General features: G+C 46.5%; 20 protein-coding genes. 2 read left to right on the forward strand and 18 right to left on the reverse strand.

Annotated elements, in window-relative coordinates:
• The first annotated feature begins 460 nt into the window (after nt 1-460).
• Nucleotides 461-799, forward strand: coding sequence for an alpha-isopropylmalate synthase regulatory domain-containing protein (locus tag AR543_RS16420; RefSeq protein WP_227871902.1), 339 nt, complete (start codon nt 461-463; stop codon nt 797-799).
• An 84-nt stretch (nt 800-883) separates the two neighbouring features.
• Here AR543_RS16420 and AR543_RS16425 read toward each other — a convergent pair whose 3' ends face one another.
• The 14 genes from AR543_RS16425 to AR543_RS16490 all read right to left on the reverse strand — a co-directional run bounded on the left by AR543_RS16425 (nt 884) and on the right by AR543_RS16490 (nt 15,319).
• On the reverse strand, nt 884-1,420 hold the full coding sequence (locus AR543_RS16425; RefSeq protein WP_060535524.1) for a cell wall elongation regulator TseB-like domain-containing protein: 537 nt from the start codon (nt 1,418-1,420) through the stop codon (nt 884-886).
• A 30-nt stretch (nt 1,421-1,450) separates the two neighbouring features.
• A complete protein-coding gene (locus AR543_RS16430) occupies nt 1,451-2,758 on the reverse strand; it encodes an amidohydrolase (protein WP_060535525.1) in 1,308 nt (435 codons plus the stop codon).
• Nucleotides 2,739-3,398 (reverse strand): redox-sensing transcriptional repressor Rex, encoded by a 660-nt coding sequence (locus tag AR543_RS16435; RefSeq protein WP_060535526.1) that lies wholly within the window; start codon nt 3,396-3,398, stop codon nt 2,739-2,741. Before AR543_RS16435 ends, AR543_RS16430 begins: the two co-directional genes overlap by 20 nt.
• Nucleotides 3,395-6,289: an ATP-dependent DNA helicase DinG gene (dinG, locus tag AR543_RS16440; RefSeq protein ID WP_060535527.1), complete on the reverse strand. Its 2,895-nt coding sequence runs from the start codon at nt 6,287-6,289 to the stop codon at nt 3,395-3,397. Before dinG ends, AR543_RS16435 begins: the two co-directional genes overlap by 4 nt.
• A gap of 342 nt (nt 6,290-6,631) precedes the next feature.
• Nucleotides 6,632-7,015 (reverse strand): aspartate 1-decarboxylase, encoded by a 384-nt coding sequence (gene panD / locus AR543_RS16445; RefSeq protein ID WP_060535528.1) that lies wholly within the window; start codon nt 7,013-7,015, stop codon nt 6,632-6,634.
• A complete protein-coding gene (gene panC / locus AR543_RS16450; RefSeq protein WP_060535529.1) occupies nt 7,008-7,913 on the reverse strand; it encodes a pantoate--beta-alanine ligase in 906 nt (301 codons plus the stop codon). The genes panD and panC overlap by 8 nt, the downstream gene beginning before the upstream one ends.
• Nucleotides 7,910-8,782 (reverse strand): 3-methyl-2-oxobutanoate hydroxymethyltransferase, encoded by an 873-nt coding sequence (gene panB, locus AR543_RS16455; protein ID WP_060535530.1) that lies wholly within the window; start codon nt 8,780-8,782, stop codon nt 7,910-7,912. Before panB ends, panC begins: the two co-directional genes overlap by 4 nt.
• A 499-nt stretch (nt 8,783-9,281) precedes the next feature.
• Nucleotides 9,282-10,256, reverse strand: coding sequence for a biotin--[acetyl-CoA-carboxylase] ligase (locus AR543_RS16460; protein WP_060535531.1), 975 nt, complete (start codon nt 10,254-10,256; stop codon nt 9,282-9,284).
• A complete protein-coding gene (locus AR543_RS16465) occupies nt 10,256-11,518 on the reverse strand; it encodes a CCA tRNA nucleotidyltransferase (RefSeq protein ID WP_060535532.1) in 1,263 nt (420 codons plus the stop codon). The genes AR543_RS16460 and AR543_RS16465 overlap by 1 nt, the downstream gene beginning before the upstream one ends.
• A 12-nt stretch (nt 11,519-11,530) precedes the next feature.
• Entirely contained in the window at nt 11,531-12,691 is a 1,161-nt protein-coding gene (bshA, locus tag AR543_RS16470; RefSeq protein WP_060535533.1) for an N-acetyl-alpha-D-glucosaminyl L-malate synthase BshA, read from the reverse strand.
• 144 nt (nt 12,692-12,835) lie between these two features.
• The gene (gene bshB1 / locus AR543_RS16475; protein WP_060535534.1) at nt 12,836-13,537 is read right to left on the reverse strand and encodes a bacillithiol biosynthesis deacetylase BshB1; all 702 of its coding nucleotides are present in this window, start codon (nt 13,535-13,537) and stop codon (nt 12,836-12,838) included.
• Nucleotides 13,534-13,959: a methylglyoxal synthase gene (mgsA, locus tag AR543_RS16480; RefSeq protein WP_087071280.1), complete on the reverse strand. Its 426-nt coding sequence runs from the start codon at nt 13,957-13,959 to the stop codon at nt 13,534-13,536. Before mgsA ends, bshB1 begins: the two co-directional genes overlap by 4 nt.
• 105 nt (nt 13,960-14,064) lie before the next feature.
• Nucleotides 14,065-14,868 (reverse strand): 4-hydroxy-tetrahydrodipicolinate reductase, encoded by an 804-nt coding sequence (dapB, locus tag AR543_RS16485; RefSeq protein WP_060535536.1) that lies wholly within the window; start codon nt 14,866-14,868, stop codon nt 14,065-14,067.
• 100 nt (nt 14,869-14,968) lie between these two features.
• On the reverse strand, nt 14,969-15,319 hold the full coding sequence (locus AR543_RS16490) for a nucleotide pyrophosphohydrolase (RefSeq protein WP_060535537.1): 351 nt from the start codon (nt 15,317-15,319) through the stop codon (nt 14,969-14,971).
• Nucleotides 15,320-15,616: 297 nt separating this feature from the next.
• Between AR543_RS16490 and AR543_RS16495 the strand changes: the two genes are divergently transcribed.
• Complete coding sequence (locus tag AR543_RS16495) at nt 15,617-16,492, forward strand: YitT family protein (RefSeq protein ID WP_060535538.1); 876 nt, start codon at nt 15,617-15,619, stop codon at nt 16,490-16,492.
• 81 nt (nt 16,493-16,573) lie between these two features.
• On the opposite strand, the gene AR543_RS16500 is transcribed toward AR543_RS16495, so the two are convergent.
• The 4 genes from AR543_RS16500 to AR543_RS16515 all read right to left on the reverse strand — a co-directional run bounded on the left by AR543_RS16500 (nt 16,574) and on the right by AR543_RS16515 (nt 23,537).
• Entirely contained in the window at nt 16,574-21,334 is a 4,761-nt protein-coding gene (locus AR543_RS16500) for an S-layer homology domain-containing protein (RefSeq protein ID WP_060535539.1), read from the reverse strand.
• A gap of 154 nt (nt 21,335-21,488) precedes the next feature.
• Nucleotides 21,489-22,139 (reverse strand): hypothetical protein, encoded by a 651-nt coding sequence (locus AR543_RS16505; protein WP_145953928.1) that lies wholly within the window; start codon nt 22,137-22,139, stop codon nt 21,489-21,491.
• Between the two features lie 8 nt (nt 22,140-22,147).
• The gene (locus AR543_RS16510) at nt 22,148-23,017 is read right to left on the reverse strand and encodes a DUF4179 domain-containing protein (protein ID WP_060535541.1); all 870 of its coding nucleotides are present in this window, start codon (nt 23,015-23,017) and stop codon (nt 22,148-22,150) included.
• Nucleotides 23,010-23,537: a sigma-70 family RNA polymerase sigma factor gene (locus tag AR543_RS16515; protein WP_060535542.1), complete on the reverse strand. Its 528-nt coding sequence runs from the start codon at nt 23,535-23,537 to the stop codon at nt 23,010-23,012. Before AR543_RS16515 ends, AR543_RS16510 begins: the two co-directional genes overlap by 8 nt.
• Nucleotides 23,538-23,707 lie beyond the last annotated feature (170 nt).

Genomic DNA, 23,707 nt, shown 5'->3' on the forward strand with positions numbered 1-23,707 from the left:
ATAATTGTAGTATATCATAACCAATTGCTCCATTTTAAGGCAACTCTATGAACTTTATTTTACATATTAATGATAAGGCAAAATCCGAAATTGATACGTTTGCTCCCCAGCAGACGAACCCTTTCGGATTTTTTTATTTTATCAAATAGGCTATAAAGCAATTGTTGATCTTTCATACTTATTTCAGATAGTAGATGGATTAAAATGAGATAATAGATGGATCGGAATAATAAATGATCCTACTTGCTGCAAAAACCTATCCCGCTTTTTCTCTCATACCTGTTGAGTCAGCAAAGTTCTTTTATCTTTGTACAAATGGTTATTATTATCATATCGCTTTTACACAGGTCGCTGCAACTTTGGCAAATTCCGACAAGATCGTACTGTTCAAATACTGCTTTTATTTCTGCTGTTTATAATGTATGCGTTTTGTACCGCCTTTACTACTAATGCTATTAATATGATCCTATCGGCTTCCTTGTGCTTTAAGGAAATCTACAATCATGATCTGCTGTTTTTGCGCAGTGAATATTCCAATCGGAATAAATCAAATAAACTCTATGCTCTGGAGTCTTTTTGGGTCATAACAGGAAATCTGCACCCTACTGCTAAGGTACAGCTGCGTAAAGGCAGCTCGGTTCATACCGGAAATGCTACCGGTGACAGTACAATAGATACGCTGTACAGTGTAATCCGAGAGCTGACTGGGATCAATATCGCTCTGAAACAGTATAAATCAGCAGTATCTCCCACGAACAAAAAGCTATCGAACGTGTTAAATAAAAGAGGCTGCACATGAGATTACTCTCTATGCAGCCTCTTTTTATATTTCATTTCTTGATAAATCATTCATCATTTATTATCTGGCACACCTATTGCTGGCTTAATTACCGGACAACGTGTTCGGCAGCTCCATCGGTCCGCCCAGCTTGGTGCCGTCACGGAAATTATAGAATACATAGTAATAATGATCTCCTGATTTGGAAAACACCTGCCAGGCATATTTGCCATTATATGAACCTGGTACAGCACGAACAACCTCGGCACCTGGCAGATCGGTCTGAACCAATTGCTCGGCCTGCTGTACATTTATAGTTCCAGCCGTTTTCTCCACATGTACACCATTGGCTCCCTGTACTGGAGTGCCGTCTTTATTAAATTTGACCCAGACCATTACTTCCTGCTGCTGATTGTTCTGTCCCTGCACTACCCAGTAGATCGATTTGTCGTTCCAGACCGACTGGTAGGTACGGGTAAGCGAAGTCAGGTTAGCCTGCTTCTGGGCAATCTCGAGCGCTTCCTGTTCATGGCTCCATGGCTTGGCCATAACATGCACATAGAACTGGTTCACACAAAGTACAATCAGACCTACTACTGTAATAATAATCGCTATCCACTTGCCACTTCCCAAATTTCGCAAGACACGCCATCCTTTCTGTTCAACTTGCGGTTAGCGTGTGAGCAAACCTTCAAAAGCAAGCTGTGCTTCACGGCGGATTTTTTCTTCATCCAGCGTCAGCGATACGCCATCCTTGATCAGCTGCTTGCCATCTACCCAGACATGCAGTACATCTTTGGCACTGGCTGAATATACCGTATGAGAAATAAAGTCCGTAAACGGCAGGAAATGCGGCTGATCAATATTCAGGGATGTAATATCGGCTTTCATTCCTACTGCAAATACGCCTGTATTATCCAGGAATACGGATTTGGCACCATATTCGGTACCCATGCGCAGAGCTTCCAGGGCAGGAACAGCGGTTGGATCACCAGATACTCCTTTGTGGATCAATGCTGCAAGGCGCATTTCTTCAAACATATCCAGATTGTTGTTACTGGCTGGACCGTCTGTACCCAGAGATACCACCACGCCTGCACGCAGCAGATCAGGTACACGTGCTACACCACTCGCCAGCTTCAGGTTGCTGCCCGGATTATGGGAAATGGTTGCTTTATGGGCAGCCAGTTTCTGAATTTCTTCATCGGTCAGATGAACGGCATGAGCCAGCAAAGTAGGACGAGTGAATACACCCAGTTTCTCCAGATGATCTACCGGACGCAGACCATAGTCGCGTACGTTCTGTTCTACCTCTGCCACTGTCTCGGACATATGCGTATGCAGAGGCACATCCAGATCATGAGCAGCCTGTACGAATTTCTCGATAAATGCCGGCGGGCAAGTATACGGCGCATGTGGAGACATCATGGTTGTGATGCGGCCATTTGCCTTGCCATGCCAGTCACGTACGAATTGTACAGCTTGGTTCAGCTTCTCGTTCTGTTCTTCTTCAGAGCACAGACCAATAACGCCGCGCATCAGTACCGCACGCATACCCGACTGCTCTACCACTTCGGCCACACGTTCAGAACGGTCATACATATCGAGGAATGTCGTTGTACCGCCTTTGAGCATTTCCAGAACAGACAATGCTGTACCGGTGTAGACATCGTCACTTGTAAATTTGGCTTCCATTGGCCACATTTTCTCCTGCAGCCATACCTGCAGAGCCAGATCATCTCCATAGCCGCGCAGCAGGGACATCGCCGCATGACCATGACTGTTAACCAGACCCGGGATAAAGAACTGATGTCTGCCATCCACGATGGTCATGCCTTCCTGGTCAGCAGGCTCTTCTTCGCCCAGATAAGTAATCACATCGTTCTCGATGACCATATGTCCGTACAGTACCGATTTTCCTCCATGGGAAGCTGCAAAGATCCCGTTTTTGATCATCCATTTACTCGGTGAGTTGTTCATTCGTCTCTAATTCCTTTCCATCTTCAAGGTAGTAGGCCAGACTCAGCAGATCGGTAGTGAAATCTGCCGTATGCACACGCACATGCGGTGGTGTTTTCAGGATAATCGGCGCAAAGTTCAGAATCGCCTCGATACCTGCTTCGATCAGCTGATCAGCAACACGCTGTGCTTCGGTATTGGGTACGGTAATAATACCAACCCGGATATGCTTGGACTGCACAGTCTCGGACAGTTCATCAATCGGTTGCACAGTCAATGTATTAATCTGGGTGCCTACTTTCGGTGTATACGAATCAAACACGGCTACAATCTTCATCGTTTCCTGCAGATAGGCATTATAATTTGAAAGCGCATGTCCCAGATTACCTGCTCCGATCAGAGCAACATTGATCTGCTGATCCAGCTTCAGGATATGACGTATTTTCTCAATCAGATACGATACATCGTAGCCAATTCCTTTACGGCCAAAATCACCGAAATAGGCAAGGTCCTTACGAATCTGGGCCGGATTGAGGTCCAGTTTTTGTCCCAGTTCCTGCGAAGATACAGTGGGTACCTCACGGGTATGCAGCTCGTTCAGGTATCTTAAATAGACAGGTAATCTTCGCACGACCGCTTCTGATATTTTATCGGATTTCATGCTTGCTCCCCCTCTTGATTTGCAGCATCCTTTTCGTTCTCACGATGGCTCAGCCATTCCGCAATACGGGGAACCATTTGCTGCGTAGGCATATGTTCCATTTTGGGACCGGGCAGCGAATACAAGAAGTGCTTGCCATAATACGATTCAATGACCCGGGTATCATAGATAAGCACAATACCGCGGTCATTCGCTGTCCGGACCAGTCTGCCAAAGCCCTGTTTGAACCGGATAACTGCCTGTGGTACAGATAATTTCATAAACGGGTTTTTCTTTTCTTTTTTGAGCCGTTCACTTTTGGCTTCGACCAGCGGATGATTCGGCGGCTGGAACGGCAATCGCACAATCGCCAGACAGGTCAGTGCTTCTCCGGGAATATCCACGCCTTCCCAGAAGCTGCTCGTACCCAGCAGTACACAGGCCGGATGATCCTGGAAGCGTCGGGTCAGCTTGGTCCGGCTGCCTCCATCTACACCCTGTCCGAATACGGCAATATCACTCTGTGATAATTTCTCCTTCAGAGGCTCATACACCTGCTTGAGCATCCGGTAGGAAGTAAATAAGACCAACATGCGTCCACGCGTCGCTTCGGCAGCATCAGCAAGTGAACGAGCCAGCATACTGACAAAATGCTCGTCACCGACACTTCCCTTTACACTCGGGAAATCTCTTGGAATCAGTACAAGCGACTGTTCCCTGTAATTAAACGGCGATTCCAGCATCGACGTATTCAGCTTGCCTTGCTGCTCGGCTTCCTTGAGTCCCAGCTGTTCAATCATGTACTGGAAGTTCTTGTCGATCGACAGCGTGGCAGAGGTCAGCACGATACTTTTCTTTTTGTCAAAGAAATGCTCCTTGAGCTGCTGGCTGACATCTACCGGCACCGCATACATCTGGAGCGACTTGCTGCGATAATTGCCGTTGGCCTCATACCAGTAGACCGTATCTTCACTGTCCAGCTTGATGAAATGACGCAGATCATCCCGGACACCGGTCAGATCCTTGAACAGTCCCGACACATCTGTCACGAGTCCATCACTGTCCAGCACTTCATCCGATTCCTTGATTTTGTTCATCACCTGTTCACCTTTGCGGATGATCTGGCTCAGACCAATATGAATCCGATTCTCCAATTCGGCAATCTCGGCCCACTCGTCAGGCTTTTTCTGCGGCAGCAGACGCAATGTGAACTGCGCAGCCTCGCCTGGAGCGGCATCACTGCGCTGTGGTAGCAGAGCGAACAACAGCTCACTCAGCTTGTCCCAGTCTTCCTTGACATCTGTTAATTCCGGATATAGATTATCGATCGCTATCGCCCACTCCATGCCGCGTTCACTGCCGGACGATCCCAGCTGCTGACGCAGAATCGCCAGCTGGCCGGTCTTGCTGTCCTTGAACAGACGCAGCATCGGATGAACCAATGTGAAATATTTCATGTGCATACCCAGATGCTTGCCAGCCACATCTTCCAGATGATGGGCTTCGTCGATAACCAAATGTTCGTAGGCCGGCAGCAGCTGATGGCCTGCCTTGATATCCGTAAACAGCTTGGAATGATTGGTAATGACCACATCGGCTGCACCAGCTTCATGCTTGGCCCGGTGATAAAAGCACTGCCGGAACCATGGACAGGCGCGTCCCAGACAGGAATCGGTATCACTCGCGACCGTTTCCCAGAAATCGCCGCCACGGTTACCCATATTGAGCTCTTCATCATCCCCGGTCTCGGTAGCTGTCAGCCAGACAATCATCTGGGCTGCGATCAGCACATCTTCCTTGGGACTCTGAAATTCCTTTGTATTTATTTTATGCTCAAATTTGCGCAGACACAAATAATGCTGGCGTCCTTTGAACACGGCAGCACGAAAAGCAAACGGAATCACCTGTGTCAGCAGCGGAACATCCCGTTCGCGCAGCTGTTCCTGCAAATTAATTGTATGCGTACTGACCATCACTCTCTCGCTGTTTTTGACGCTATGATAAATGGAAGGCAGCAAATAACCGAGCGATTTGCCTGTGCCGGTGCCTGCCTCAATCAGTAAATGCTTCTCATCGGTAAGGGCGCGTACCACTTCATCAAACATCTGATTCTGCGGCTCGCGCTCTTCATAATCCGGCAGCAGTTTGCGCAGATTATCTTTAACCTGTTCCAGAAACTCGTCAAAGGATACATCTGCCAGCGGCATGCCTTCTCTGGCTTCTTCGGCAGAAGGAATATCCATCCAGTCGCCTACTTTCAGCGCAAGCTGACGATAAAAGCGATGTTCATCAAGATCCTGTGCCGGCTGTGCTTCGCGCTGCATACGCACACCATCAAAATACCAGCCCAGATCACTGTCCTGATTATCGAACAGCTCAGCCAGACGCTGAACGGTGATCAGCGGCAGACCATCCAATTCTTCCAGACATTTTAGAAAGACATAGGCTGTCGCCAGTGCATCACTGTCTGCCTGATGGGGACGATCATGCTCAAAACCAAGCGAGCTGCTGACCATACTGAGCTGATAACTCGGCAGATTCGGGAAAAATACACGCAGAAAATCCATCGTATCCAGCACTCTGCCGGTAAACGGCAAATAACCGGTACGGTCCAGTGCACGCTGCAAAAAGCCCAGATCAAAAGCTACATTATGTCCGACCAACACTGCGTCTTCCAGCAGTGGAATCATCTCCAGCATGACGTCATCCAGTTCAGGAGCGTCTGCTACATCTTCGTTGCGAATACCGGTTAGTCCGGTAATAAACGGAGGAATCTTGCCTCCGGGTTTGACCATGGAGCTGTATACCTGGGTAATCGTTAAATCATGATCTATAACAGCAAGACCCACCTGAATGATATCATCCGAGGACTGGGTTCCTGTTGTCTCAAAATCCAGTACGGCAAATTTCATGGATGTCTAAATCCTTTCCTTGCAGTCGTCACACCTGATGTCAAAATGTTCACCTATCAGCATACCAGAACGAGGCGGTTTTGAAAACGTGGCGAGGTGACGGAAACTGCTGCATTCTGTATACCCTCTTTTGCGGCTGCACAGCAATCGCTCCCCAATCGCCTGTTGATTCTGCAGATACATAAAAAAAGGTGATACATGACGTGTTTGACAGGCACGCAGTATCACCTTGCTTAGGCGTTATGTTTCTTTTATTATACATGATTTCGTCAAATTAGCCTACGCCTATTATCGATTAAACGGACTGCAAATCCGGCTCATAGCTCCATTGGTATAGTTTAATTACATAATGGTAGCATGAACCTCTTTATGAGCTTCCATTACCGGCTTGTTCTGACCATCCACGAATACTACAGTTGGACGATGCTCCTGAAGTTCTTCGTGGCTCATCATCGCATAGGAGATAATAATAACTGTATCGCCAGGTTGTACCAGACGGGCAGCTGCGCCGTTCAGGCAGACCACACCACTACCACGCGGACCAGTAATCACGTACGTTTCCAGACGTGCGCCGTTATTATTATTAACGATCTGTACTTTTTCATTTTCAAGAAGGTCTGCTGCTTCCATCAGATCTTCGTCGATTGTAATGCTGCCTACATAATTCAGATTGGCCTCTGTTACCGTGGCACGGTGGATTTTGGATTTCATCATTGTTCTATACATGAAGGGACACACCTTTCGTTTCCATAATTACATTATCGATTAGACGGGTAGGGCCGAATTTGACAGCCAGCGCCATAATGACTTCTCCATTCAATTGTTGCAGGACGGTATCTTCAGCAAGCACTTCGAGCTGCGGAAATGAGAGAATCTCTGCATAGTCGATCACAGCAATAGAAGAAGTACCGATTTCCCGGCGCAGCAGTGCACGTACCTGACCGGCTGTCATCTGTGGATTGCTGCTTATTTCTTCACGAGCAAGGCGCAGGGAGCGAGACAATACGAGGGCCTGGGTACGCTCTTCTTCGGAAAGATAGACATTGCGTGAACTAAGTGCCAGTCCATCTTCTTCACGAATAATCGGGCAAGGAACAATCTCGATATCCATATTCAGATCATCCACCATTTGGCGAATAACGGCTACCTGCTGGGCATCCTTGGCTCCAAAAAAGGCATGATCCGGTTTGACGATATTGAACAGCTTGGTGACTACCGTCGATACACCATCAAAATGACCCGGACGGGATGCGCCGCAAAGGGTATCTGTCAGCTCGGCTACACTGACATGCGTCTTGGTCGGCGAAGGATACATAACGTCTACCGTTGGCAGGAATACGATATCCACACCTTCCTTTTCCGCAAGTGCCAGATCGCGCTGTTCATCACGCGGATAACGTTCAAAATCTTCATTGGGTCCAAACTGGATCGGATTGACGAAAATACTGATTACCACGATATCGCTTATTTCGCGGGCTTTGCGCATCAGACTGGCATGACCTTCATGCAGAAATCCCATTGTAGGTACCAGACCCACTGTGGCTTCGTGATTGTCGAGAGAACGCTGTTTGCGAAGGCTTTTCACTTCCTGACGAATCTCTGCGATGCTGTGTAGTACCTTCACGCTTGTTCCTCTCCTTTCCGTTTGGCTCCATATAAGGAGTCGAGTGCTTCCTGATCCGGATTAAAAGCATGCTGCTCTGCCGGAAACGCACGTGTTTTGACCTCGTTCACATACTCTTCCAGAGCTGTACGAATCGTAGCTCCGATATCGGCATACGTTTTAACAAAACGCTTTTCACGATAAGCGGATGTGTATTTGACCACATCGTGGAATACCAGTACCTGACCATCGCATCCGCGTCCTGCTCCGATACCGATCGTCGGTATGGACAGCTGACCGGTGATCATGGCTGCCGTATCTTCGGTCACCAGTTCCAGTACTACGCCAAATGCACCGGCAGCTTCGAGAGCCTTGGCATCATTCAGCAGACGCTGGGCGTCCTGCTCGTCCTTACCCTGTACACGGTATCCGCCGATCTGGTGAACCGACTGCGGTGTCAGACCGATATGCGCGAGTACCGGTACACCGGCACGTGTGATAGCTGCTACGGTATCGGCAATTTCTGCTCCGCCTTCCAGCTTCACCGCGTGGGCATGCCCTTCCTGCATAATGCGCTTCACGCTGCGCAGTGTCTCATCTATACTTCCGTGATATGTCATGAACGGCAGATCCGCCACGATAAAAGTAGACTGTGCTCCACGTGCTACTGCACGGGAGTGGTAGACAATATCATCCACCGTCACCGGGATGGTAGAATCGTATCCCAGCACCACATTACCCAGTGAATCCCCGATCAGCAGCATTTCTACACCTGCTTCTTCAGCCAGCTGGGCTGTCGGGTAATCATAGGCGGTCACCATCGTAATCGGATCGCCTTCTTTTTTCATTTTTTTCATTTTGACAATATTCAGCGGCGTTTTGGCTGCCATGTGACATCAAGCTCCTTCTAATCAATATAGTATTTGGACAAAATAAAAAACCTTTTAGTGGTTCACTAAAAAGGTCCGGAGTCCAAAAAAGAGTCACTTTGCGATCATCTCTTCTGTCTCGGTCCAGTTTACGGCTCAGAGCAGAATTGAAGTTAGCCAACACCTCGCTTCGTATGGGTATCCCGCAGGATACATGTTTGGTTAGGGCAGAATAGAATCAGACAGGAATAGATCCTTTGCATAAGGAAGCGGTATACAGGCTGCCGATCAGATACTCTATCCGAACCGAAAACACCTGCTGCATCCATATACGACCTGACGGTGCTCGCCTGCCAGCTTACACCAAGTTAACATCATAAAGTACGGTTCGGACATGCCGATACCGTCTTCCCTGCTAGTATACCAGAGTCGTTCCACAATTTCACTATTTAAAGTTAATTACATTTTATTACTTACCTACCGGAGAAATATAGCAGCATCGGCTATTTTTTCCCACTTTTTATAAATGAATTTCACCGGAATAGACCGGCAAAATACGACCATCCTCCTGCTGGAGCAGCAGCTCTCCGTTGTTCCCCAAGCCTGTTGCTGTTCCATGTATAACTCCCTGCGGAGTATGAACCGTCAAATGCTGGCCGATAGAAAACGCCAGTGCTTCCCATAAAGCAGCGATCGCTGCAAATCCCTGTTCGCTGTATAGCTGATACATCGCCTCCAGCTCCTGCACGACCGCTGCTGCCACCAGCGTACGGTCAAGCGGCTCCCCGCCGCTCTCCATGCGCAGCGAGGTAGCGATCGTCTGCAATTCCTCCGGCAAATCCTCCGCTGCCAAATTCACATCAATACCAATCCCGGCAATCGCATGGCGTACATAACCATCTTCGGCAGCAGACTCAACCAGAATACCGCATACTTTGCGTCCGTCGATCAATAGATCATTGGGCCACTTGATCCCGATATCAAGATTGCTCACACTTCGCAGCGCCCGGCAGACTGCAACGGCAGCCAGTAGAGTGAGCTGCGGTGTATACTGCAGCGGCTGTACAGGGCGCATAATCAGACTCATCCATATACCGCGCCCCGGAGGTGAATGCCAGCGTCGTCCCTGACGACCGCGACCGCTGGTCTGTTCCTCGGCGATAACCAGTGTACCTTCGGGTGCTCCCTCTTCTGCCAGAGCACGGGCAATGTCCTGGGTCGAACCGACCGACGGGAACAGATGCAGCGGCTGTCCCCAGGAGGTTACTTCATTCATTCGCATACGCAGAGACACCTCATCAAATCGGTCGGGATAACGGGTTAGCCGGTATCCTTTGCGTGTGACCGATTCAAATTCGTAGCCCTGCTCCTTGAGCCGGTTGATTCCTTTCCAGATCGCTGTACGGCTGACAGCCATCCGGCGGCTGATTTCTTCTCCCGAGATATATTCGCCCGGGCGCTCGGTCAGGAGCGCCAGCAGTTGTTCATCACGCATCAGTTATCCCTCTTTTCATACTGCTGATGGGCATATTCCAGTATAGCTTCGCGTGTATTATCCAATTGTCCTGCAGCTGTCGCCAGCAGAATCTCGTTCATCAGCTTCCCGAGCCACGGGCCACCCTTGGCCTGCAGCGCGGCGAGCAGATCCTGTCCATTGATCTGTACATCACCCATACCGAATATATTCATTTCATCCAGCCATTGCTGCCCATGCGCTGCAAATGACGCAAGCTGCTGCTGTACATTGTCTGTCAGAACCGGATACAGCTGCTGCCATTGTCCGGCTGTCTCGCGGCCATAATCGATAACGGCAGATATATATACTTCACGATTAGCATTATGATCAGCGGCAGCCAGCAGACGCTCATGCATTCGCAGAAGACGGGATACCTGATCCATAAAGGCATTCGAAAACGTCCATTCTTTCATATAAGGTTTCATCTGTTCACTATCCAGGCCCAATGCCATAGTAATCAGCGTCCAGCGAAGTGAAACGGGTACTGCCGGGATATCCGCCAATCGATTCAGCAGTTCTGGCTGTTCCGGTGGGCAAGGCACACTTATTTTCATATCGGAAACCAGCTCACTCTCCTGCAGCAGCTGAATACCTTTGAACGGATACGGGCCAGCGATCATTTTTTCCATTTCGACGCGAATACGTTCGGCGGCAATATAGCGGATTAGTGAACGCCGATGCACCAGCGCCTGCCATGTAGCCGGTTCAATCGTAAAATTAAATACGGACGAGAATCGTATGCCACGCAGCATCCGCAGGGCATCTTCTTCAAAGCGTTCTTCAGGATCACCTACGCAGCGAATAATTCCCTGCTCCAGATCTTCCCTGCCATGAAATGGATCTACATAACTGCCATCGATACCGCGGGCAATCGCATTCATTGTAAAATCGCGGCGACGCAGATCCTCATACAGATCACTGACAAACTGTACCTGCTCGGGATGCCGATGGTCGGTATAATCACTCTCGGTACGGTATGTAGTTACCTCAAATTGTTCTCCATTCATAATAACGGTAATCGTTCCATGCGCAATCCCGGTCGGAATCGTATGTTCGAATATCGTCATGACCTGTTCCGGTGTAGCATTGGTTGCAATATCCATATCGTTGACCGGCCGTTCCATCAATTCATCCCGGACACAGCCGCCGACAAAGTAACCTTCATATCCTTGTTCAATCAGACGGCGGAGCAGAGATATACCCTGCTCCGCCATTTGTGGATCTATCCATTTCCAATCCATTGTCGATCCCTCTCAACCCTGTACCGGAGAAGGCTTGGGCATTTCTCGTCCCAGCACCCGGTAATAAATTTGTTCATATTTATTCAGCATGGCTTCATTGCTGAATTCGGTCTGCGCACGCTGGATACACTGTTCACGTACCCGCTGCATCAGCACCGGATCGCGCAGCAGCTGCAGCGCATAACCTGCCATTGCTTCCGTATCACCAATCTGTGCCAGATAACCGGTCTCTCCGTGGATAACCAGTTCCGGAATTCCACCTGCCTGTGAGCCAATCGTCGGCACACCACAAGCCATGGCTTCGAGTGCTACCAGACCAAAGCTTTCCTTTTCGGAAGGCAGCATGAGGATATCCGCGAGCGAGATTACTTGCGGAATATCATCCTGTTTGCCCAGGAAATGTACACGATCGGTTAGTCCCAGTTCCTGAATCTGCCACTGGATTTTGGGAAGATCGGGTCCTTCGCCCACAAACAGCAGGCGTGAAGGAATCTCTGCATTGATACGGGCAAAAGTATCCACTACATCTCCTACCCGTTTTACCGGACGGAAATTGGAGATATGCATAATGATCCGATCATCGCCAAATCCAAAATCTTCACACAACTGAGCGGTTTCACGTGGATAATAGACCCGTTTGTCGACAAAGTTGTAGGTCAGATCTATATCACGCGTTATATCGAGCAGTTCATGCGTCTCGCGGATCAGATCTTTGGAGACCGCTGTCACTGCATCACTTTCATTGATTGCCAGACGAATCAGATCTTTGAGCGATTCATCCTGGGCCAGTACAGTAATATCCGTTCCATGCAGTGTTGTGACTACCTTCAGATGGTCACCGATCATCTGCTTCGCCAGAAATGCACATACTGCATGCGGCACCGCATAATGTACATGCAGTACATCCAGCTGCTGCATCTTGGCCACCTGAGCCATTTTGTTAGCCAGTGTCAGATCGTAAGGTGGATATTTGAATACATAATAGTCGTTAACCTCAACTTCGTGATAAAAAATATTTTTATGAAAAGTTCCCAGACGAAAAGGGACACTATGCGAAATAAAATGCACTTCATGCCCTTTTTCGGCAAGCAGCTTGCCAAGTTCGGTCGCCACGACGCCGGATCCGCCAAGTGACGGATAACAAGTGATGCCAATTTTCAGCATCTTGTCCATAAGGGCTGTCTCCCTTCCTTTAATCCTTCATTAGTTGACATCGTTTGAAGAAAAATATTATGCATCTGTCGGTTCAAAATACTGCTATTGCACCATTATCCTAAACCGGCAAATGGCTGTACGATGCGGATGCAAAACACAAAACTACAAAAGCCGATCCACTACATAAGGCGTTTTGGTAACAAACCCTTCTGCATAAAGAGTCATGCTGCGCTGTCCAGCCAACGAGTCACGGTAGCGTACACGTTCTACATAGCCTTGATTAAGTGGGGTAGCCACGGTATCGCTGTCGCTGCCAAGACCTCCGAACTGAGAGGCATAACAGGATAAGGTTTCTATTTTGCGTTCATAATGTTCGCTAATATCGACCATCAGATTAGCCGGCCCCGGATCATTGATAAAATAATAATAGGTCTGCTGTACCTGAACCGGCGGCAGTTCGGTCATATAGCGGCGCAGCTTGGCATTGAAAACGGCTTCTTCTACCAGTCTGCTGCATATCATATGATCCGGATGACGATCTTCCCAATAAGGGGCAAATACAATTTTCGGTGCGCAGCGGCGAATCTCTGCGGTAATAGCATCCAGCTGCTCCTGCGAACGTTCCAGTCCGCGGTCCGGCAGCTGCAGATTGCTGCGGTACGACAATCCCATCACCTCAGCGGCTGCTGCAGCCTCCTGTTTGCGCAGCTCCACGGTACCATTAGAAGACATCTCCGCTTCGGTCAATTCACAGATGCCCACGCGCAGCCCCGCTGCAGTATGCTTGATAATCGTTCCTGCCATTCCAATCTCCGCATCATCCGCATGCGCTCCAAAGATCAGAATGTCTAACTGCTCACTCATTCTACACCCTCCACCGGCTTGTATTTATCCGGCAGTTCACGCCATGCAAAATCTCCACGATCCAGTGCCTTGACCAGAATCTCTGCAGTTGCAATATTGGTCGCCACCGGAATGCCCTGCACATCGCAAATTCGCAGCAGTGCCGTAATATCCGGCTCATGGGGCTGTGCCATTAATGGATCACGCAGGAAAATAATCAGATCCAGCTTGTTCTGGGCTACCAGCGCACCGATCTGCTGATCACCGCCCAGCGGACCAGACATAAAGCGGTGAATATTCAGCTCGGTTTGCTCCATAATCCGGAGTCCGGTTGTACCAGTAGAATACAGTTGATGTCCATGAAATACATGTTCATAAGCCGTTACAAAGTTAACCATTTCATCCTTTTTACGATCATGCGCGATAAAAGCAATGTGAAACACAGACATCTCTCCTGTCATTTATCTATTTATTTAGGTATATTTTTGCGCGGTCTGGTTATCCGTCTCTATGATAGAGCCGGAAATCATCCATAATTTACATTCCGATTAGTCGACAAACTGCTCAAATCCATATACCATGCCGGTGTATTCCATTACTTTTTGTACCCCGATCTTCACACCTGGCATGTATCCTGCACGTTCATAGGAATCATGACGAATTTTTAGAGATTGACCAAAGCTGCCGAATATAACTTCCTGCTGGGCAAATACGCCTGGCAGACGAACGCTGTGAATACGGAATCCATCATATTCTCCACCGCGCGATCCGGAAATCGTTTCTTTCTCTTTCGGATTGCCCTGCTTCATGGATTCACGCACTTCGGAGATCATCTCTGCTGTTTTTACTGCTGTACCCGAAGGCGCATCCAGCTTCTGGTCTCCATGGTATTCGATAATTTCCAGATGCGGGAAATGCTTGGCAGCGAGAGCAGAGAAGCGCATCAGCAAAATAGCACCGATCGAAAAGTTCGGAGCGATCAAACCACCGATACCAGCCTGTTCGCATTTCGTATTCAGTTCTTCAATCTGCTCTGGTGTATAACCGGTGGTGCCCATTACCGGACGTACCCCTGCTGCAATAGCCAGATTGGCATGCTCATATGCAAATTCAGGGTGTGTAAAATCCACCAGTACATCTGCTTGACCAGCAGCCAGTGCTTCCTGCAGTTCGGCAGTAACCAATACACCGACGGTTCCCATTCCCACCATTTCACCGGCATCACGGCCTGCATCCGAACGACCGACAGCTGCTGCCAGCTCCAGTTCCTCATCACCCAGTACCAGCTTAACGACTTCTTTGCCCATACGCCCACCGGCGCCAGCTACAATTACACGAATCGGTTTGTCCATGATTAATCTCCTTTACCGCTTCTATTCATTATCATTATATAGATAGTTATTATAAGTGTGTATCCATCAAATGAGCCAGTACAATCTTCTTGGGCACTATTTATTGATCGTTCTCACCGGATTGCGCTTCAATACGTGTCCAGCGATCTTTGTCACGAGTATTAAATTTATGCATAACTTTGTCATGCGCTTCTGCCAGATCAATCCCGAGCGAATTGGCAAAACAGATCGTAATAAACAGGATATCTCCTAGCTCCAACTCAATCGAATTATCGGCTTCGTCGTTCTTTTTGGGCTTCTCCCCATAGGAATGATTGACTTCACGCGCCAGTTCACCGACTTCCTCCGACATTCTCGCCAGCATGGCAAGCGGTGAAAAATATCCTTCTTTAAACTGGGAAATGTAGGCATCTACTTCTCTTTGCATTTCCGCAAGTGATTTTTCTGTCATTCCAATCCCTCCGTAAATTCCAGATATATAGTATAAAAATTACAATCCATGTATAGGTATGTATAGGCTCTATCGAGCTGCTCATACTGCCTATTGCCGAATCCATGACTCCCCCATATAGTTAAGGATGGGCCGGACTGTAACGGAGATTTCATATCATTTTTATGTACAATCCAGCGATATGACTCCCATTGAATATGTCATTACCATGTTATCCTAAAGCGATTTTGAAAACAAATCCTTTTTACTGTAAACATTGTCCTTGCATTCTACTATTCCATTGGAGGTATTGATAACATGTTACCTAAATTCTGGCGACAATTCCGGGTGATTCTGCCGATTCTGTTTGGAGCAGGCGTGTACGCATTCGGCCTGCTGTATTTTATTATTCCCAATAAATTAATGGAAGGTGGCGTAACAGGGATTACCATTCTGCTGAATTATGCGTTTGGTATTTCTCCCTCGCTATCTACTCTGATTATCAATATTCCCCTGTTCCTGATTGGTCTTAAAATGCTGGGTCGCAGACAGATGATTTATACCGGTGTAGGAATTGCTGCGCTGACCTTTTTCCTGTGGCTGTTCGAGCGCATGATTGATATGGGCTGGATTATTCCTTTTCAGACGCAGCATGATTATATTCTGGCGGTTCTGTATGCAGGGGTAACGCTGGGAATAGGACTCGGGATTGTATTCCGGTTTGGCGGGACGACTGGCGGCTCCGATATTATTGCGACCATTCTGAACCGGGCATTTGGCTGGAGTATTGGTCAGATTATGCTGGCGCTGGATATTCTGATTATCGGCGGCTCCCTGTTTTTCATTTCCAAAGAACTGGTATTATACACGCTAGTCACTGTATTTATTGCCACCAAAATTATTGATTTTATCCAGGAAGGTGCTTATTCCGGCAAAGCATTCACGATTATCAGTGATCACGCATCCGAGATTGCCGAGATTATTATGAAAGAAATGGATCGCGGAGTCACGATCATCCCGGCGATTGGCGCTTATTCCAAACAGGCCAAAGAAGTCGCCTACTGCGTCGTCTCTCGTCAGGAGATCCGGCGCGTACACAATATTGTCAAATCAGTCGATCCCCGCGCCTTCGTAGTCATTAATGAAGTTAATGATGTGCACGGAGAAGGATTCCGTGAGGAGCTGCATCATTGATTGATATGCTGTTCTCCAATATATGTAAGTATAAAGGTAAAAGGTATTGCATCTAATGTGCAATACCTTTTATTCATTTATTCATTTATTCAGTAGTCTATAAATCACAACCGCTGTTTCCTCTTTTGTGATTTTTCGTTGCGGCTTGAACTGTCCGTTTTCATAGCCGATAAATAGTTCTCCTCCCAGCTTGTTAATCGCTGTCTTCGCCCATTCAGGAATCAGTTTTTCGTCACTGAACGAGTATGCAGCTCCTTTTTCTGCCTGGATAAAGCTTTGCAAAATGCTGGCTGCTTCTGCTCTTGTGATAATTCGGTCGGGCTTGAATGTTCCGTCGGGATATCCCTGGATATAATTCATTTCAGCTGCTTTCACTACATTGGATGTGTACCATTTCCCATCGATATCGCTGAACCTACCGGACAATGGCTGAGTAGAAGCTGAATCTTCAAGCTGCTCATTATTGGAACGAAGCAGCATACTTACAAACTCTGCTCTTGTAATTCCAGCTTTGGGATTAAACTTACCGGATTCATCTCCATTTACAATGCCACGATCAGCCAGATAATTGATCGCATTTTCCGAATACCGTGATTCCACATCAACAAAGCGATTAGAAGGATGAACATTAGCAGATGGGGACGCTGGCAATGATTGATGATCATCCGTAGATGTATTCAAATCCTGTTTTTCTGTGCTTATAAATGGATTCAATATAACAGGAAGAACATTGCCTACCTCTTTTTCTTTGGTTTTAAACGTAATACTTTGTATATCCGATTGGACACCCGTTGTATTCTCGGTCCATACCTGTATAGTGTATCGATGTGCATCCGACAGATTGTTCAACTCGATTGTTTGCGATAATGATCGCTTGATCACATTGTGCCCATCAGCGAATACAAATGTATCCGAATCACTTCCATGGAGCGATTTGATAATGGCTGAAGATGCAGTGATATCGTCTACTTCCAATTGGAATCCTGAAAATGGGTGTGTCTCGAATGAGAGCTTGTACAATTCCCCCATTATGCCGCTTGAATTTACTGCTCGAATTCCAAACTCATTATACTTTGTACTACTGGATAGATGATCTATACGCATCTGATTGTCTTCGACAGTTCCAATTTGTTGATCACCATTATATATGTTGTAGGACACAGCTCCCCTGAAAGGCTTCCACCCGATTGTCGCCGCGTTATGTTGCAGTTCCAGAAGGCTCAGTACATCTGTAACAGCCGGAACAGGAGCTCCCTGATATTTTATCCACAACCGCTCCGGACTCTCGCCATTGTTACCTACAGCAGCGATTCCAAAAGAAGATAGCACACCCGCACCAGGACTGGGCAAGCTTACAGTCAAATCACTGGTTGTTTTTATCCATTCTCCATGAGTGTTATAGATACGATAATACAAAGCACCCGTGGAAGGTGAAAAAGTTAAATGCAGATCATTGTTTGTATTCGAAGATACTTTGCCCGACTCCGGCGCGAGTGGTACCGTCTGAAATTGAAGAGTGTTCACAGCAGATTTGCCGCTTTCGTTGACAGCATACACATTTACTGAATACATCTCACCGGGGCTTAGATCGCTTAACTCAATAGTTGAAGTTGAACTCGTATATTCTTGTCCATGAATAGTCGCAACATAAGTGCTGGCTCCCTGAACAGGTGCAAACTTTATTTTAGCCGACGTATAAGCAATATCCTCTACGCGCAAATCCTGCTTGACCGGCTCAGGCAGGGTGACGAAATGAGCATTGGCAGCTTCTCCTGTACCAGAATCGTTAAAAGGTACGATCGAGATCACATGTACACTGCCCGGATTTAGTCCGGCAAATTCATAGCTTGTGTGCTCTGTCGTGGCTACTTTGATACCATCCAGATAGATATCGTACCCTTTGGCACCTCGTACATTTCTCCATGCATAGGCTGCTGCCTCGGCAGTTATACTTTTTGAGGTTAATTCTGTTGCTGCTGGTAATGTCCATAACGATATATTTTTAAAATCACTCTGCCCCGACGTATTCGTTACTGCAATAGAGTAATGGTATGGAGTACACGAAGCAAGATTATGATCAGTGAAAAGAACGCTTGAATCGGAATAAGTCACATTGTAGGCATTGTATGTGGTATCAGTAACTGTTGTATATGTTTCTTTGGTAACGGTGACTATATGCTGATCATCGCGTTTTACATCGTAATAAACGTCTCCTGTCACGCTATCCCACGAGAGCTGGGCAAAATCAGTTCCAACCGCAACTACATTGAGATGGCCAAGTGAAGGCAATGTCAAAAATGTATAACGACTCTCCAGACTTGATCCGGATTCGTTTACTGCCTTAATACTCAATGTATAGTTATTGTTGGGAGTAAGCTGCTCGAATGTACGACTCGTATTCATAGTTCCTTTTGAGACTATGGTTCCATTCTTATCCACAAGTTCATACAGGTAGTACGTAGCAGATTGGACAGATTCCAACTCTACACGGACAGCAGTCTCAGATCGTGGACAGACATTATTCACTTTTGTAGCAGCAGGAACTGTACGATAATTGCAGCTTATAGACTCCCCTCTACCCGATACATTAATCGGTGTGATGATGTAGGTATATTCGGTACCCGGCGTCAAATCAGTATCGATAAACGAAGTGCTGCCGGTAGGTACAGTTAATATTCTGCCTGTTTGCTGGTTGATCACCTCGTAAGTCTCTTCTGTTCGGGATGGCAGTAAACCTTGAATGCTACCTGCTGACGAAGAACTCAAATGAACATCATCAGCTGCAATTTTTTCCGGCAATGCTTTGATTTTGATTTCTTTTGAACGTCCATAGGACTCATTGCCGGCTGAATCCATAGCCAGCACATGAACGTACCAAATGCCCTGTTTTTCCGCAGGCAGTACAGCAGAAAAATTACCGCTGCTCTCCGTCCACTCCGCATGGATATCCGGGCGAGTACTCTGCTGACTTACAATATAACGCACTGATTTTAATGATTGATCTGTAGCCAGAATATGCACATCTACCAGATTCGCCTGCCAATCTGTGCCATCCGGTGTAAATGAAATAACCGGACCTTCTTTATCGATATTGGCAACAGTGATTGTTTTCGAAGACTGATTGCCCATTACATCATATGCAGTAAAGGTATAATCGCCATTCTCTGTGACCTCATATGAAGTAACTCCCGATGCTACGCTATTTCCATTGGGAAGCAATATGCTGGTAATCCATGTATCCGGATCTGATGCAGCTACGTGAATCGTATTTCCATATCGGCTCCATTCACTGGATGCAAGCGACAGACTTAGGTCCGGCTTGCTGTTATTGCTTAGAGTAACCGTTTGCGTTGGGCTAATATTCCCGTTCCGATCAACTGCCGCCACATGAATATATGGATTCGCAGCATCAGGAGATATCGTCAACTGAGTCGCAGATGTTGTTACAGATCCGGAAGAGATAACTGTATTTGCGTTATTATCCTGAATTACAATATAGCCTGCTATACCGGAGGTAACTACAGCGTGGGTAGGATCTTGAACCGGACCCAGCGATCCATCTCTTAGTTGGCCCTGAATACTGTATGTATAATCTGATCCATTATCTGCTGGTGCTGCCCATGTCAATATCACATTTTTATGCGTAGGAGAGAAGGTGTAGCCCAGATTCTCTACCTTATTTGGTTTATCTATATCTACAGCAGTATTATCGGTATAATTTGAATCGTAACCGACATAGATCTGCTGACCATTGCGGTAAATAATGGCTTTTTGGGCGTAGCCAATTTTGAATTCATCTACTTGCATAAGACCGTTGGTATTGGAGGAAAAATTAAGAGTAGCACCGTACTTGCCCAGATCATATTGCGTCGTATCTGTAGGGACATCCAGAGTCCGGCTATATGTTGTCCATTCGGGATGATAGCCAATATCCAGCATACCGGTACCAAAATCCCCATACGGGAAAGTTACAACTGGATCGCCTGGCTGAAAAACATAGCTTCCATCACTGGTCATGCCAGATGCCCCAATAGATGTATACCAGAAAGAAGAATTGGAAGAATCCAGAACCAATGACTGCGTAGCAGCCTGATATTTATAATAAGCAACTGCCCAGTGCCAATCGCTCTTGGCCGAACTGAGTATGGTAAGAAATTCTCCATCAGGCCAATTGGGAGAGCCTCCGTCCACATATACAGGAATAGTTCGAGGCGTATTGGACGAATTCCCGGGAACAATCGATGTCGTATTTCTGAAGCGAACAACCTTGCCACTATGGTCTGTTAATTGAATTCCTTTTTTACCACGAATATCTCCAAATCCAACCGCAGTCTGATTAACCGAGCCTGACAGTGAGCGCATATCATATTGCGCTTGTAGTCGTGCTCCCTGCTGCAAGCTTGCTATCGATGTCCGGGCCAGACTGGAATCACTGGATACCTGTGGATAGTTAAAGGCATTCCCTTTACGGTCTGTGATGGTATTCATGATTTGTAAAGAAGTACCTTTATCCGTAGAGACATACGACTGATTACCATCACTGCGGCTCCCACCGTAGTATGTTGAGAACGGGTTCGATTCAAAATTGGTCTTATACAAGACCTCGCTGTCCGGCATAATAATCGAAAAGTCCAATGATACCGAATTGGTTCCGGCTTTGACCGATGTAATATCTGCTGTGACATTGGCCGCATGAGCATTGGGAAGAGGGCCAAATACCGACGATAAAATCAAAATACTCAAAGAGGTCTGGAGCAATTTGCGATTGAATACCAGACGATGTAATTCATGGCATAGAATTTGTTTTGATTCCTGATCTGTATATTTACTAAAAGATTTCACAATAAACGCTCCTTCACGAAAACAAAAAAAGCACCCCGCTGTAGATACCAAAGTATCTGCAAGCGAGGTGCTTCCTCGTAACTTCATTTAATTGAGTTTATCATACTGCATTTCTATCAAAATGCAAAGGAAAAAATTGGTGCAGTGAATCCGATTATTTCTTTTCCAGACGATTTTCGCCTTTACTTTTCAATTCTTGTATTTTTATTTTCGCATCTGTATTTCCATACCAGCGCATTGTTTTTGCACGAATAAAAGTCAGCTGTTCAGGAACTCTATCCAATTCCTGAACTCTGAGTTCGTAACCCATATCACTGTCATCTTCGTAAGCTACCTCAGATAATACAATACCTGCGCTATGGCTATCTGGCATAAGAGTATATGCTCCCCTTCCATTTACTTTATATCTTCTACCTTGCTCATCTACTGCGATATATTCATCATCGCCCAACCCGTTTCGGACTGTACCCGTAACAGGGAAAGTACCTTCTAGCGGTCTGGCAGGATCATCACCTTCATGATTGATCCTATATGCTCCCAGTTCCAGATAGTCTCCCATAGAATCGAAATGGATTGGATAATCGGCATGAGCCGGATCAAACGTCACCTGGTGTCCATCACGTTCTTTGACCAGATATCCGTCAATCACCAGATAATATGGCTTATCAACTGGTAATTGGCTAAATGTATAGCTCCAGTGCATTTCTCCTCTTTTCTTATCTGCTATGTGCTGAGAAGCTAACATATTAGGATTATAAGAGGCAGAGTCTGCTCCTATAATTGGGTTGCCTGCTGCATCTTCCACATGGAATCTCAGTTCTTGCTTTTTCCATGATTCCCCTGGAGAGCGGCGTAATGCTTTGGCTGATAATTGGCTATCGATTTCCAGCCTGACCCCCGCACCATCCGTGTTATCCGTTTCAGGCTTATGGTCATTCCATCTGGAGAAGTATAGGTGCCTTTTAATGGGACAATTTGGGTCTGTTGATTTGCTTTCGTGAGATCGATAGCAAATTTAAATTTCCAATTCCCATATATTTTATTCTGTTCACCTGATTGTCTCATACTGGTAATATTCGATTCTATAGTGATATTTTGGGTCTGCAGGGGTTCTGCGAATGAGACAATCATATAGTAAAAATCAGTAGTGACGCCAACATCATACATTGTACCTACTACTTTTCCTGTCTCATCTTTGACTAAAATAGCATCATGATTGAAAAATAGATCTCGATCCATTTTGCCGTCAGGTCCATAGACCTCAAGCGCCATAATTACACGAGTCGGATCAGCAATAGCTTCGCCAACTTTTATGGTATAACCGTTACTTTGAACTTTAATATCAGGATGCTGAACAAGTCCAAGCTCTCTGGCATTCAGAAGTCCATAGTCCGGTCCACTTTTATCTGTAAATACAGAACGTATAATATCTGCAAAAGCGGGAACCTTATACCATGCAACTCCAGCAATCAGACTAATAATAACGACAGCACTAACCGCCCATTTTAATATGCTATACTTCTTTTTATGTGGGAATTTTGCAGGACGATTATCATTTTTTCTATCCGATTGATCGGGCAAATTAGATAGCGTCTGATCTATACGCTGCCGGATCACTTCAGGTAGCTCCATGTGAATCTGCTGTGCTTTTTCTCTTAATTGCTGATCCAGATGATTATTCATAGCGAATCCCCCCATCCGTTTCCAGTTCAAGCTTGGCTGCCAGTATTGCACGGGCACGATATAAACGGGATTTTACAGTGCCGGGAGAGATAGCCAGCAGTTTTGCAATATCGCGAACTGCTATATCCTCAAAGTAATATAAAATCACTGCAGCACGCAGCTCTTGATCTAATTGATCTACTACTTCCAGCAGATCGACTCGTTCATAATAATTATGTACATCGGCAATACTGATTTCTTCTCCTGTACTGACTACCCGCTCCTGTCTGCGCAACGTCGCATAACATTCATTAATCAGAATGCGGTATATCCAGGACTTGAATGCTTTTGGCTGTCTTAATTGCGCAAGCGACAAATACGCTTTTACTATCGTTTCCTGTATAGCATCTGCACAATCTTCATCATTTCTAAGTATAGAGCGCGCGAGCCTGTACAGGTTCATATCCAGCCTGTGGATTAACTTTGTAAAAGCCTGCTGGTCTCCCTGCTGTGCCCGAATCACTTCCTCATTCCACTCCACACGGATTGTCCCTCCCTGTTATCTGTTTGTTTATTTATCATAATTCCTTTCCTGTATACATATAGATGCACCAGCATAGTATTTGGTTCATTTCCTATTTCGAATCATGACAAAAAGACTGTCTTGCGACAGCCTTCTCTTTGCTTTTTTTGTTCATTACAGTCTAGTCC

The sequence above is a fragment of the Paenibacillus bovis genome (assembly GCF_001421015.2).
In the GTDB taxonomy this organism is placed as follows: Bacteria; Bacillota; Bacilli; order Paenibacillales; family Paenibacillaceae; genus Saccharibacillus; species Saccharibacillus bovis.

Excerpts from the sequence above, each read along its gene's own strand:
- AR543_RS16420 (WP_227871902.1), top strand. The coding sequence starts at position 461 with ATGATCCTATCGGCTTCCTTGTGCTTTAAGGAAATCTACAATCATGAT.
- AR543_RS16430 (WP_060535525.1), bottom strand. The coding sequence starts at position 2,758 with ATGAACAACTCACCGAGTAAATGGATGATCAAAAACGGGATCTTTGCA.
- AR543_RS16435 (WP_060535526.1), bottom strand. The coding sequence starts at position 3,398 with ATGAAATCCGATAAAATATCAGAAGCGGTCGTGCGAAGATTACCTGTC.
- dinG (WP_060535527.1), bottom strand. The coding sequence starts at position 6,289 with ATGAAATTTGCCGTACTGGATTTTGAGACAACAGGAACCCAGTCCTCG.
- panD (WP_060535528.1), bottom strand. The coding sequence starts at position 7,015 with ATGTATAGAACAATGATGAAATCCAAAATCCACCGTGCCACGGTAACA.
- panB (WP_060535530.1), bottom strand. The coding sequence starts at position 8,782 with ATGGCAGCCAAAACGCCGCTGAATATTGTCAAAATGAAAAAAATGAAA.
- AR543_RS16460 (WP_060535531.1), bottom strand. The coding sequence starts at position 10,256 with ATGCGTGATGAACAACTGCTGGCGCTCCTGACCGAGCGCCCGGGCGAA.
- AR543_RS16465 (WP_060535532.1), bottom strand. The coding sequence starts at position 11,518 with ATGGATTGGAAATGGATAGATCCACAAATGGCGGAGCAGGGTATATCT.
- bshA (WP_060535533.1), bottom strand. The coding sequence starts at position 12,691 with ATGGACAAGATGCTGAAAATTGGCATCACTTGTTATCCGTCACTTGGC.
- bshB1 (WP_060535534.1), bottom strand. The coding sequence starts at position 13,537 with ATGAGTGAGCAGTTAGACATTCTGATCTTTGGAGCGCATGCGGATGAT.
- dapB (WP_060535536.1), bottom strand. The coding sequence starts at position 14,868 with ATGGACAAACCGATTCGTGTAATTGTAGCTGGCGCCGGTGGGCGTATG.
- AR543_RS16490 (WP_060535537.1), bottom strand. The coding sequence starts at position 15,319 with ATGACAGAAAAATCACTTGCGGAAATGCAAAGAGAAGTAGATGCCTAC.
- AR543_RS16495 (WP_060535538.1), top strand. The coding sequence starts at position 15,617 with ATGTTACCTAAATTCTGGCGACAATTCCGGGTGATTCTGCCGATTCTG.
- AR543_RS16510 (WP_060535541.1), bottom strand. The coding sequence starts at position 23,017 with ATGAATAATCATCTGGATCAGCAATTAAGAGAAAAAGCACAGCAGATT.